Origin of the sequence: Pseudomonas qingdaonensis, assembly GCF_018398475.1 — a bacterium.
GTDB classification, from domain to species: Bacteria; Pseudomonadota; Gammaproteobacteria; order Pseudomonadales; family Pseudomonadaceae; genus Aquipseudomonas; species Aquipseudomonas palmensis.
Window position 1 is genome coordinate 700,001 of record NZ_CP074676.1, and the last position, 13,581, is coordinate 713,581.

General features: G+C 64.8%; 5 protein-coding genes and 2 rRNA genes (1 of these 7 running past the window's edge). All 7 read left to right on the top strand.

What is annotated here, in order from left to right:
* A 23S ribosomal RNA gene (locus KH389_RS03205) occupies positions 1 to 1,988 on the top strand (it extends 903 nt beyond the left edge of the window).
* A 138-nt stretch (positions 1,989 to 2,126) separates the two neighbouring features.
* A 5S ribosomal RNA gene (gene rrf / locus KH389_RS03210) occupies positions 2,127 to 2,242 on the top strand.
* Positions 2,243 to 2,377: 135 nt separating this feature from the next.
* On the top strand, positions 2,378 to 5,857 hold the full coding sequence (gene recC / locus KH389_RS03215) for an exodeoxyribonuclease V subunit gamma (protein ID WP_043860720.1): 3,480 nt from the start codon (positions 2,378 to 2,380) through the stop codon (positions 5,855 to 5,857).
* Positions 5,854 to 9,537 (top strand): exodeoxyribonuclease V subunit beta, encoded by a 3,684-nt coding sequence (recB, locus tag KH389_RS03220; RefSeq protein ID WP_213606870.1) that lies wholly within the window; start codon positions 5,854 to 5,856, stop codon positions 9,535 to 9,537. The genes recC and recB overlap by 4 nt, the downstream gene beginning before the upstream one ends.
* On the top strand, positions 9,534 to 11,612 hold the full coding sequence (recD, locus tag KH389_RS03225) for an exodeoxyribonuclease V subunit alpha (RefSeq protein WP_213606872.1): 2,079 nt from the start codon (positions 9,534 to 9,536) through the stop codon (positions 11,610 to 11,612). The genes recB and recD overlap by 4 nt, the downstream gene beginning before the upstream one ends.
* Positions 11,613 to 11,727: 115 nt before the next feature.
* Positions 11,728 to 12,303 (top strand): regulatory sequestration protein YfiR, encoded by a 576-nt coding sequence (gene yfiR, locus KH389_RS03230; protein ID WP_043860717.1) that lies wholly within the window; start codon positions 11,728 to 11,730, stop codon positions 12,301 to 12,303.
* Positions 12,300 to 13,577, top strand: a complete 1,278-nt coding sequence (gene dgcN, locus KH389_RS03235; protein WP_043860716.1) for a diguanylate cyclase DgcN/YfiN — start codon at positions 12,300 to 12,302, stop codon at positions 13,575 to 13,577. The genes yfiR and dgcN overlap by 4 nt, the downstream gene beginning before the upstream one ends.
* Positions 13,578 to 13,581 lie beyond the last annotated feature (4 nt).

Below are 13,581 nucleotides of genomic sequence, written 5' to 3' on the forward strand. Positions count from 1 at the left end.
CCGAATACCTACAAGTGCCGAGCATGGGAGACACACGGCGGGTGCTAACGTCCGTCGTGAAAAGGGAAACAACCCAGACCGTCAGCTAAGGTCCCAAAGTTATGGTTAAGTGGGAAACGATGTGGGAAGGCTTAGACAGCTAGGAGGTTGGCTTAGAAGCAGCCACCCTTTAAAGAAAGCGTAATAGCTCACTAGTCGAGTCGGCCTGCGCGGAAGATGTAACGGGGCTCAAACCATACACCGAAGCTACGGGTATCACTTAGGTGATGCGGTAGAGGAGCGTTCTGTAAGCCTGTGAAGGTGAGTTGAGAAGCTTGCTGGAGGTATCAGAAGTGCGAATGCTGACATGAGTAACGACAATGGGAGTGAAAAACTCCCACGCCGAAAGACCAAGGTTTCCTGCGCAACGTTAATCGACGCAGGGTTAGTCGGTCCCTAAGGCGAGGCTGAAAAGCGTAGTCGATGGAAAACAGGTTAATATTCCTGTACTTCTGGTTATTGCGATGGAGGGACGGAGAAGGCTAGGCCAGCTTGGCGTTGGTTGTCCAAGTTTAAGGTGGTAGGCTGAGATCTTAGGTAAATCCGGGATCTTAAGGCCGAGAGCTGATGACGAGTTGCCATTAGGCGACGAAGTGGTTGATGCCATGCTTCCAAGAAAAGCTTCTAAGCTTCAGATAACCAGGAACCGTACCCCAAACCGACACAGGTGGTTGGGTAGAGAATACCAAGGCGCTTGAGAGAACTCGGGTGAAGGAACTAGGCAAAATGGCACCGTAACTTCGGGAGAAGGTGCGCCGGTGAGGGTGAAGGACTTGCTCCGTAAGCTCATGCCGGTCGAAGATACCAGGCCGCTGCGACTGTTTATTAAAAACACAGCACTCTGCAAACACGAAAGTGGACGTATAGGGTGTGACGCCTGCCCGGTGCCGGAAGGTTAATTGATGGGGTTAGCTAACGCGAAGCTCTTGATCGAAGCCCCGGTAAACGGCGGCCGTAACTATAACGGTCCTAAGGTAGCGAAATTCCTTGTCGGGTAAGTTCCGACCTGCACGAATGGCGTAACGATGGCGGCGCTGTCTCCACCCGAGACTCAGTGAAATTGAAATCGCTGTGAAGATGCAGTGTATCCGCGGCTAGACGGAAAGACCCCGTGAACCTTTACTATAGCTTTGCACTGGACTTTGAATTTGCTTGTGTAGGATAGGTGGGAGGCTTTGAAGCGTGGACGCCAGTCTGCGTGGAGCCATCCTTGAAATACCACCCTGGCAACTTTGAGGTTCTAACTCAGGTCCGTTATCCGGATCGAGGACAGTGTATGGTGGGTAGTTTGACTGGGGCGGTCTCCTCCTAAAGAGTAACGGAGGAGTACGAAGGTGCGCTCAGACCGGTCGGAAATCGGTCGTAGAGTATAAAGGCAAAAGCGCGCTTGACTGCGAGACAGACACGTCGAGCAGGTACGAAAGTAGGTCTTAGTGATCCGGTGGTTCTGTATGGAAGGGCCATCGCTCAACGGATAAAAGGTACTCCGGGGATAACAGGCTGATACCGCCCAAGAGTTCATATCGACGGCGGTGTTTGGCACCTCGATGTCGGCTCATCACATCCTGGGGCTGAAGCCGGTCCCAAGGGTATGGCTGTTCGCCATTTAAAGTGGTACGCGAGCTGGGTTTAGAACGTCGTGAGACAGTTCGGTCCCTATCTGCCGTGGACGTTTGAGATTTGAGAGGGGCTGCTCCTAGTACGAGAGGACCGGAGTGGACGAACCTCTGGTGTTCCGGTTGTCACGCCAGTGGCATTGCCGGGTAGCTATGTTCGGAAGAGATAACCGCTGAAAGCATCTAAGCGGGAAACTTGCCTCAAGATGAGATCTCACTGGAGCCTTGAGCTCCCTGAAGGGCCGTCGAAGACTACGACGTTGATAGGTTGGGTGTGTAAGCGCTGTGAGGCGTTGAGCTAACCAATACTAATTGCCCGTGAGGCTTGACCATATAACACCCAAGCAATTTGCGTCGAACGACCAGATTGCGGTGTTGTGAAGACACAGTAAGCCGAAGATTTGTAACTCACGAACATCACATACCCGATTCGCTGGAGTGTCTGAACAAGACCTTCTGGCAACAGAATTTCTTGACGACCATAGAGCATTGGAACCACCTGATCCCATCCCGAACTCAGTAGTGAAACGATGCATCGCCGATGGTAGTGTGGGGTTTCCCCATGTGAGAGTAGGTCATCGTCAAGATTAAATTCCGAAACCCCTATCTGCATCTGCAGGTAGGGGTTTTGTCTTTGTGGGCCGAAAAGCTGCAGGCCCTCGGTCTGTACGCAGACCGTGATAAGGTTCCCCCCAAAATCCGCACAGCCCAAGGGATGCCCCATGCCGCATGCAAGCACGCTTCAACCGGGATTCATGGTCGTTCACGGCAACCACCTGGATGAACTGCGTGGCCTGGTGGTGAGCCTGATGCGGCGTTACCCGCTGGCACCCCTGGAAAACGAGATGGTGCTGGTGCAGAGCAACGGTATCGCCCAGTGGCTCAAGCTGGCCCTGGCCGAAGACCCGCAGGACGATGACCAGGGCGGTTGCGGCATCGCGGCCGCCATCGATGTGCAATTGCCTGGTAGCTTCATGTGGCAGCTGTACCGCCGGGTACTTGGCCGCGAAGAGATTCCTGAAACCTCCCCGCTCGACAAGGCGCCCTTGACCTGGCGCCTGATGCGCCTGCTGCCGGAAGTGATCAACCAGCCGCATTTCGAGCCGTTGCAGCGCTTTCTTACCGATGACAGCGACCTGCGCAAGCGCTACCAGCTGGCCGAGCGCCTTGCCGACCTGTTCGACCAATACCAGGTGTACCGTGCCGATTGGCTGAAGGACTGGGCAGCCGGACGTCACGTGCTGAGCAACGCTCGTGGCGACTCCCGTGCGCTGGCCCCCGCCAACTGCTGGCAGGCAGAGCTGTGGCGTGCCTTGCTGCTGGATGTGGGGGAGGAAGGCATGGCCCAGAGCCGTGCCGGCGTGCACCAGCGTTTCGTCGAGCGCATCAATGCACTGGAACAAGCCCCCAAGGGCCTGCCATCGCGGGTCATCGTGTTCGGCATTTCTTCGTTGCCGGCCCAGGCCCTTGAAGCGCTGGCAGGCCTGGCACGTTTCAGCCAGGTGCTGCTATGCGTGCACAACCCCTGCCGTCACCACTGGGCCGATATCGTCGCCGACAAGGACCTGCTGCGCCATCAGTACAAGCGCCAGCAGCGCAAGCAAGGCATGCCCAGCCTGATCGACGCCGACACCCTGCACCAGCATGCCCATCCGCTGCTTGCGGCCTGGGGCAAGCAGGGCCGGGACTACATCAACCTGCTCGACAGCTACGATGACCCGGGCAGCTATCGCAATGTGTTCAGTGACGGGCGCATCGACCTGTTCACCGAAAACGGGCAGGCCACTCTGCTCAACCAGTTGCAGGACGACATTCTCGAACTGCGCCCATTGGTCGAGACCCGCGCCTTGTGGCCCGCCGTCGACCCGGCCAAGGACCGCTCGGTGCGTTTTCATGTGGCCCACAGCGCGCAGCGCGAGGTCGAGATCCTGCACGACCAGTTGCTCGCCCGCTTCAGCGCCGATCCCGGTCTGCGCCCGCGCGACGTGATCGTGATGCTGCCGGACATCAACACCTATGCGCCCCACATCCGCGCCGTGTTCGGCCAGCTTGGGCGCAACGACCCGCGCTACATTCCCTTCACCCTGACCGACCAGGGCCAGCGCGGCCGCGACCCGCTGCTGATTGCCCTGGAGCACCTGCTCAAGTTGCCGGACAGCCGCTTCCCGGTGAGCGAGATTCTCGATCTGCTGGATGTTCCCGCCCTGCGTGCCCGCTTCGCGATCAAGGAAAGCGACCTGCCCACGCTGCACCGCTGGATCGAAGGGGCCGGCGTGCGCTGGGGCCTCAATGCACAGCAGCGTGCCGGCCTGGGCCTGCCCGATGACCTCGAGCAGAACAGCTGGCGATTCGGCCTGCGCCGCATGCTGCTGGGCTATGCGGTGGGCACGGGCGACAGCTGCGACGATATCGAACCCTATGATGAAATCGGCGGCCTCGATGCTGCCCTGATCGGCCCGCTGGTGGCCCTGCTCGATGCGCTCGAGGTGGCCCATGCCGAGCTCTCGCAGCCGGCACCGGCGGCGCAATGGGGCACGCGCCTGCATGCCCTGCTGCAGGTGTTCTTCCTGGCCGAAACCGAACACGATGACTACCTGCTGGTGCAACTGCAGGGCCTGTGCGAAACCTGGCTGCAAACCTGCGAGTCGGTCGGGCTCGAGGACGCCTTGCCGTTGACGGTGGTGCGCGAAGCCTGGCTCGCCGGCCTGGACCAGGGGCGCTTGTCCCAGCGCTTTCTGGCCGGCTCGGTGAACTTCTGCACCCTGATGCCCATGCGTGCCATCCCCTTCAAGGTGGTGTGCCTGCTGGGCATGAACGATGGTGACTACCCGCGTGCGCAGCCGCCGCTGGACTTCGACCTGATGGGCAGCGACTACCGCCCCGGCGACCGCTCTCGACGCGAGGACGACCGTTACCTGCTGCTCGAAGCCTTGCTGTCGGCGCGTGAGCAACTGTACGTCAGCTGGGTGGGCCGCAGCATTCGCGACAACAGCGAGCGGCCGGCGTCGGTGCTCATCGGCCAGTTGCGCGATCACCTCGCCGCCGGCTGGCGCAGCCCCAAGGCCAAGGCCGACGACCCTGTGGAGGGCGGTCTGCAACTGTTGCACGCCTTGACGCAGGAACACCCCCTGCAACCGTTCAGCGCCCGCTACTTCCACAAGCACAGCAACCTGTTCAGCTATGCCAGCGAATGGCGCGCCCTGCACCTGCCGCCAACGCAGCTGCCGACCGAGGCCGACCAACTGGAGCCTTTCGTGCCCGAAGAGCCCCTGAGCCTGACCTTGCTCCAGGACTTCATGCGCCACCCCGTTCGGCACTTCTTCAGCCAGCGCCTGAAGGTGTTCTTCGAAGCCGCCGAAGCCCCCCTGGCCGACGAAGAGCCCTTCGTGCTCGACGCCCTGCAGCGCTACAGCCTGAGCGAAAGCTTGCTGGGCGCAGCCCTGGCCGACCCCACCAACAGCACCGACGCCCTGCAGGCCCAGGCCCGTCGCCTGCAACGCAGCGGCATGCTGCCGCTGGCCGGCTTCGGTGAATGCCTGCAGGCCGAACTGATCGAGCCATTGCCCGACCTGCTGTTGCGACACGCTCAACTGCTCGGCCAATGGCCAACCCTGATCGACAGTGCGCTGCCGATCAGCTTCGAGTATCGCCAGTTGCGGCTCGAAGGCTGGCTGGGGCGGGTGTACCAGCGTGACGACCAGGCGCTGCTGAGCATCACCACCTTGCCCAACGGCATCAGCAGCGGCAAATCGCTCAAGTGGCACCGACTGGTGGCGACCTGGGTCATGCACCTGGCAGCGTGTGCCGTGGGGCACCGGTTGAGCAGCGCAGTGGTCGCCACCGACGTGACCCTGTTGCTCGACCCGCTGGAGCAACCGCGTGCCGCGGAACTGCTCGGCGATCTGCTGGTGGCCCGGCAGGCCGGCATGAATGCGCCGCTGCCGGTGGCGATCAAGACCGCCTTCACCTGGCTCGGCCAGAGTGACCCTGAAAAAGCCCTGGCGGCCGCAGCCAAGGCCTACGACGGCGACGGCCAGAACACCCGCGGCGAGCGCAGCGAAAGCACCGCACTGGCCCGGCAGTTCAGTGATTTCGCGGCGCTGACCGCGAGTGAAGAATTCGAGGGCTGGTGCGAGGCACTGTACCGGCCGATGTTCGAAGCCGCCTGGCAACGCCTGGGCAGTGAAGAGGCGCATCCATGACTGTCCACGCACACCAGCCGCCGCTGGCACTGACCTTCCCGCTGCACGGCAGCCAACTGATCGAAGCCAGTGCCGGCACCGGCAAGACCTTTACCATCTCGGCCTTGTACCTGCGCCTGGTGCTCGGCCATGGCGGCGAGCAGGGCTTCGGGCGCGAGCTGCTGCCGCCACAGATCCTGGTGGTGACCTTCACCGATGCGGCCACCAAAGAGCTGCGCGAGCGCATTCGCACCCGCCTGGCCGAAGCGGCGCGGTTCTTCCGTGGCGAACTGCCCGAAGCCGACCCCTTGCTGGTGCAACTGCGCGAGCACTACGCCCCGGACACCTGGCCCGCCTGCGCCAACCGCCTGGACGTTGCCGCGCAGTGGATGGACGAAGCCGCCGTCTCGACCATCCACAGCTGGTGCCAGCGGATGCTGCGCGAGCACGCGTTCGACAGCGGCAGCCTGTTCACCCAGACCCTGGAGACCGACCACAGCGAGCTGCTCGGCCAGGTCATGCGCGACTACTGGCGGCGCTTCTGCTACCCCATGCACGGCGAGGCCCTGGCCTGGGTGCGCAGCCACTGGAGCAGCCCCGAGGCATTGCTGCCCAGGGTGCGCGCGCTGTTCGGCCGCACGCGGAGCGAGGAAGACAGCGCCGACCCACAGGCGCTGATCGAAGCGGTGGTGCAACAACGTGCCGAACGGCTGCGCCAGCTCAAGGCGCCCTGGGCACAGTGGGCCCAGGAACTGCTGCAACTGTGCCATGCCGCACATGCCGCCAAGCAAGTGGACGGGCGCAAGATGCAGCCGCGCTATTTCGAACCCTGGTGCGAGAAGATCGCGGCCTGGGCCCAGGACGAGCAGGCGGTGGAGCTGGATATTGGCACCGGGTTCACCCGCTTCACCCCGCAAGGCATGGCCGAAGCCTGGAAGGGCGAGCCGCCCAGCCACCCGGCGCTGGATGCCATGCCCGGCCTGCGCCTGGAGCTGCAGGCGTTACCGACCCCGGACGCCCGCCTGCTCGAACACGCCGCCAACTGGGTGTCGAAACGCTTCGAGCAGGAAAAGCGCCGCCGCGCCGAAATGGGCTTCGACGACATGCTGCTGCGTCTCGACTCGGCCTTGGGCGGGACGGCCGGCGAGCGCCTGGCCGGGCTGATCCGCGAACAGTTCCCGGTGGCCCTGATCGATGAATTCCAGGACACCGACCCGGTGCAGTACCGCATCTTCCAGCGTATCTATCGCATCGAGGAGGACGTGCGCGAAACCGGGCTGTTCATGATCGGCGACCCCAAGCAGGCCATCTATGCCTTCCGCGGCGCCGACATCTTCACCTACCTGGGCGCCCGACGCGCCACCCACGGACGGCTGCACAGCCTGGATACCAACTACCGCTCAAGCCAGCCGATGGTCGATGCGGTCAACCATGTATTCATGCGCGCCGAACAGCGCGAGGCCGGTCGCGGGGGGTTCCTGTTCCGCGACGGCGCCGAGAACCCCGTCCCCTTCGTGGCGGTCAGGGCGCAGGGGCGCAAGGAGCACCTGCAGGTCGACGGGCAGCCCCTGGCAGCGCTCAACCTGTGGCACCTGGCAAGCGACGAGCCGCTGTCCGGCGCGGTCTATCGCCAACAGGTAGCCGCCAGCTGCGCCACCCAGATCGTCAGCCTGCTCAACGGCGGCCAACTGGGCACCAGCGGCTTTGTCCAGCCAGGCCAGGCGTTGCGTGGCTGTTTGCCATCGGACATTGCGATCCTGGTTCGCGACGGTCGCGAGGCCCAGCTGATCCGCGCCGAACTGGCCGCCCGCGACGTACGCAGCGTCTACCTGTCGGACAAGGACTCGGTGTTCGCCGCCCAGGAGGCACACGACCTGCTGGCGTGGCTCAAGGCCTGCGCCGAACCCGACAGCGAGCGCCTGCTCAAGGCGGCGCTGGCCAGCGTCACCCTCGACCTGCCGCTGACCCGGCTGGCCCAGCTCAACCAGGACGAGCGGGTGTGGGAACACTGGGTCATGAAGTTCCGCGACTATCGCCACCTCTGGCGCACCCAGGGCGTGCTGCCGATGCTGCGTCACCTGCTGCACGACTTCGACCTGCCCCAGGTACTGATGCGCCGCAGCGATGGCGAACGGGTGCTGACCAACCTGCTGCACCTGGCCGAGCTGCTGCAGCAGGCGGCCACCGAGCTGGACGGCGAGCAGGCGCTGATCCGCCACCTGAGCGAACACCTGGCCAGCTCCGGCCAGGCCGGTGAAGAACAGATCCTGCGCCTGGAAAGCGACGAGCAACTGGTCAAGGTGGTGACCATCCACAAATCCAAGGGGCTGGAATACCCGCTGGTGTTCCTGCCCTTCATCAGCACCGCCAAGCCGGTGGACGGAAAGCGCCTGCCCCTGGGCTGGCACGACGCTCAGGGCAATGCCCAGCTGACCCTGACCCCTGATGCCGAGCAGATCGCCCTGGCCGATGACGAGCGCCTGGCCGAAGACCTGCGTCTGCTCTACGTGGCCCTGACCCGTGCCCAGCACGCGTGCTGGCTGGGGGTGGCGGACCTCAAGCGCGGCACCGGCAAGGAGTCGCTGCTGCACCGCTGCGCGCTCGGCTACCTGCTGGGCGGCGGCGCTGTACTGCCGGCTTCCACCGCCCTTGAGGGCTGGCTGCAGGCATTGCAGGAAGGTTGCGCGACCATCCACAGCCAGGTATTGCCGATTGCCGACACCCAGCGCTACCAGGCCCCGCGCAACACCGCCGAGCTGCTTCCGGCCCGCCAGCCGCGCCGCCGCGCCGCAGAGAACTGGTGGATCGCCTCCTACAGTGCACTGCGCATCGGCGAGGAGCTGCTCACCGCCGACAGCTCCCAGGCCCAGCAACTGCTCGATGATGAACCGGCCGATCCGCAGGCCCTGCGCGAAGTCGTGGCGACGGGCGGCGACATCCACCGCTTCCCGCGTGGCCCCAACCCCGGCACCTTCCTCCACGGGCTGCTCGAATGGGCCGGTCACGAAGGCTTCGGCCAGGTGGTCGCGGCGCCCGAGCAACTGCACAAGACCGTGGCCCAGCGCTGCAACCGGCGCGACTGGACCGGCTGGATCAACACCCTCGGCAACTGGCTCGAACACCTGCTGAACGCACCGCTGCACCTGGCACCGGACAGTGCGCCGGTTGCCCTGGGCCAGTTGAGCCAGTACCAGATCGAGATGGAGTTCTGGTTCGCCAGCCATCAGGTCGACGTGCTGGCCCTCGACCGCCTGGTATGCACCCACACCCATGACGGCGCGGCCCGACCGGCCGCGCAGTCGGCGCTGCTCAATGGCATGTTCAAGGGCTTCATCGACCTGGCATTCGAGCACGACGGGCGCTACTACGTGGCCGACTACAAGTCCAACTGGCTGGGCACCGACGACCAGGCCTACAGCGAGCTGGCGATGGAGGGCGCGATCCTCGAGCATCGCTACGACCTGCAGTACGTGCTGTACCTGCTGGCCCTGCACCGTCAGCTGCGTGCCCGCCTGCCCGACTACGACTACGACCGGCATGTGGGCGGCGCGGTGTTCCTGTTCCTGCGTGGGGTGCACGCGGCCAGCCAGGGCTTGTACTTCATCAAGCCGCCGCGCGTGCTGATCGAGCGGCTCGATGCCCTGTTCAGCGGCGCAAGCGCACCGCAGCAACCTGATCTGTTTTCCGGAGACAGCGCATGAGCCGCACGTTCGACGACCTGTTGCCCACCCCTCTGGATGCCGGGCATCTGGCGGCCCTGGCGCCGTTGACGGTGGGCGCCGACCTGCTGGCGCTGCTCGATCGATGGGTCGAGCGCGGCTGGCTGCGAGCACTGGACCGCGCCTTCGTGGCTTTCCTCGGCGAACGCGACCCGCAGGCCGACCCGCTGGTGCTGTTGGCCGCCGCACTGGCCAGCCACCAGTTGGGGCACGGGCACGTGTGCCTGGACCTGGCCGAAACCCTGGCCGAGCCTGACTTTGCCTTGTCGTTGCCACCCGAGGGCGATGCCCTGGCCGGCCCCCTGCTGCTGCCTTCGCAACTGCTGGAGCGCCTCGATCTGGCCACCTGGTGCCAGCGCCTGCAAGGCAGCGCGCTGGTTGCCCTGGGCAGCAGCGAAGCGCAGGCTTCGCGCCCCCTGGTGTTGAGTGGGCAGCGCCTGTACCTGCGCCGCTACTGGGCCTATGAACGGCGCATCGACAGTGCCCTGCGCGAACGCCTGGAACAGGCCGAACCCACGCCCGCCGATTTGCGCGCCCGCCTGGATGCGCTGTTCGAAGGCTCGGCGCTGGCCGGTCAGGTCGACTGGCAGAAGCTCGCCTGCGCGCTGGCCACCCGCAGTGCCTTCAGCATCATCACCGGCGGCCCCGGCACCGGCAAGACCACCACCGTGGTGCGCCTGCTGGCCCTGTTGCAGGCCCCGGCCGTGGAGGTCGGGCGCCCGTTGCGTATCCGCCTGGCCGCACCGACCGGCAAGGCAGCGGCGCGTCTTACCGAATCCATCGGCCAGCAGGTGGAGCGGCTGGCCGTCAGTGACGCCGTGCGCAGCAACATCCCCAGCGATGTCTCTACCGTGCACCGCCTGCTGGGCAGCCGCCCGGGCTCGCGACATTTTCGTCACCACGCCGGCAACCCGTTGCCACTGGACGTGCTGGTGGTCGACGAGGCCTCGATGATCGACCTGGAAATGATGGCCAACCTGCTGGCGGCGATGCCGGGGCATGCGCGCCTGATTCTGCTCGGGGACAAGGACCAGCTGGCGTCGGTCGAGGCCGGCGCAGTGCTGGGCGACCTGTGCCGCGATGCCGAGGCCGGGCGCTACAGCGCTGCCACCCGCAGCTGGCTGGAGCAGGTCAGTGGCGAGTCGCTGGCCGGCAGCGGCCTGGTCGAGGGCGATGCCCAGCGCGACCCCTTGCCCCAGCAAGTGGTGATGTTGCGCCATTCGCGCCGCTTTGGTGAGGGCAGCGGTATCGGCCAGCTGGCGCGCCAGGTCAACGGCCAGCAGCCGGAGCAGGCCCGTGCGCTGCTCGAGCAAGGTCTTGCCGACGTGCACAGCCTGCGCCTGAGCGGCGAGCACGACCGCAAGCTCGACACCCTGCTGCTGCAGGGGCTGGGCCGCGGTGGCGACAGCCCGCAGGGCTATCGTGAGTACCTGCACCTGATTCGCCAGACCCGCCCGGCGCCGGATACCGCCGCTGACGATCCACGTTGGGAGGCGTGGGCACTGAAGGTGCTGCGCGCCTTCGAGCGCTTCCAGCTGCTGTGCGCGGTGCGCAAGGGCCCCTGGGGTGTCGAGGGCCTGAACCAGCGGGTCGGCAAGGTGCTGACAGCGGCCGGTCTGATCGATGGCGAACAGCTCTGGTACGAAGGTCGCCCGGTGCTGATGACGCGCAACGACTATGGTCTGGGCCTGATGAACGGCGATATCGGCATTGCCTTGCGCCTGCCGGACGCCCAGGCCTCCACACCGTTGCTGCGGGTGGCGTTTCCTCGGAACGATGGCCAGGGCGGCGTCAGATTCGTCCTGCCCAGCCGGTTAAGTCAGGTTGAAACCGTGTACGCCATGACGGTGCACAAGTCCCAGGGCTCGGAGTTCTCCCACACGGTTCTGGTGCTTCCCGACGCCTTGAACCCGGTGTTGACCAAGGAACTGATCTACACCGGCATCACCCGCGCCAAGGACTGCTTCAGCCTGATAGAGCCGCGCCAGGGCATTTTCGAGGAGGCGGTGCGGCGCAAGGTCAAGCGTATTTCCGGGCTGATGCTGGAACAGGTGTAAGGCGCCGGCGCAGGCGACGATTCGGCTGATCCGCCCTTGGAGGCGACCTCGCGGGAAAAGCAGGCGTTATGCTATCTTGCCCCCACGCAAGGCATGGTCTTAAGAGATTTCCTATATGAAGGTCGCCGCCCTTACACCGGGACGTGTAAAACGCTGGAGGCTCATGCTGCTGGCGGCGTTGGTGCTGGTACTTCCGCTGCACGGCATGGCCCAGGGCGCCGCAGCCGCCACACTGGCCGAGCAGCGGGCCAAGGCAGTGACCCAGGTGGTACTGGGTATCCTCAGTTACGCGCGCTGGCCGGTGGAACCCGAACAGCTGCGCCTGTGCCTGATCGGCCCTACCGAATATGCCGACGACCTGGTCAAGGGGACCACCCAGGCCACCGGCCGGCCGCTGACCGTACGTCGTCTGCTGGCGGGGGATCCGCGTATCCTCACCCAGTGCGATGCGGTGTACATCGGCAAGCTCAGTGGCGAGGCGCGCAGCCAGCTCATCAGCGCGATCAACGGCAAGCCGGTGCTGAGCATCAGCGAAGCGGATGACCCCTGTACGGTCGGCAGCCTGTTCTGCCTGCGGGTCAAGGACACCCAGGTGGCCTTTGACGTGAACCTCGACTCGGTGGCGCGCAGCGGCGTGCGCATCCATCCCAGCGTGCTGCAATTGTCGCGGCGCCGAGCGCTGCAGCCATGATCGGCTGGCTCAAGACACGCGAACGGACCACGTTGCGCGCGGTGCTCAGCCGCGGGCACCTGGGCGTGGCGTTGCTGGCCATCGGGCTGGCCGGCATCTCGCTGACCGTGCTGGGGGTGCTGGCATTGCGCGTCTATGCCAACCACAACCTTCACCTGATTGCCCGTTCGATCAACTACACCGTCGAGGCCGCGGTGGTGTTCAACGACAGCAGCGCCGCCAACGAAGCCCTGGCGCTGATTGCTGCGGCCGAGGAAGTGGCCAACGTCAAGGTCTTCGACGATGCGGACCAGTTGCTGGCCAGTTGGGAGCGCAGTGAAGGCGGCATGCTCGACCAGCTGGAGCTCAAGATCGCCCGGACCCTGCTCGAAGAGCCGATCCGGCTGCCGGTGGTGCACCAGGGCCAGCAGGTGGGGCGCATCGAGCTGGTTGGCCAGGGCGGCAGCCTGATGCGCTTTCTGCTCAGTGGTCTGGCGGGCATTCTGCTGTGCACGGCGCTCAGCGCGGTAAGTGCCCTGTACCTGTCGCGCCGGCTGTTCGCCGATATCGTGGGGCCCCTGCGCGGGCTGGCCAGCGTGGCCCATGCGGCGCGGCGCGAACGCAGCTTCGACCGGCGCGTGCCCTCCACCCAGATCGCCGAACTCAACGAGCTGGGCAACGACTTCAATGCCCTGCTCGACGAAATGGAAGCCTGGCAAAACCACCTGCAGAGCGAGAACGAGACCCTGGCCCACCAGGCCAGCCACGACAGCCTGACCGGCCTGCCCAACCGGGCGTTCTTCGAGGGCCGCCTGAGCCGCAGCCTGCGCAACGCGATCAAGCATGGCGACGGGCTGGCGCTGCTGTTTCTGGACAGCGACCGCTTCAAGGAAATCAACGACAGCTACGGCCATGCCGCAGGCGACGAGGTGCTGGTCGCCGTGGCCAGCCGGGTGCGTGCGCAGCTGCGCGAGCACGACCTGGTGGCGCGTCTGGGGGGGGACGAATTTGCGGTGCTGCTTACCCCTCTGCATCGCTTCGAGGATGCCCAGCGTATCGCCGACAAGATAGCCGCCAGCATGAGCCTGCCTATCCGCCTGCCGGACGGCCAGTGCGTCGTTACCTCGTTGAGCGTAGGCATCGCAGTGTTTCCCGATGACGGCCGTACCCCGGCCGAGTTGCTCAATGCCGCCGATGCGGCGATGTACCAGGCCAAGCGTCACACCCGTGACGGGCCCCAGTCGGCAGAGGCGGAGTTCTCTGCGTCCAGCGCAAAAACAGGAGCTGAACCGTGATTCA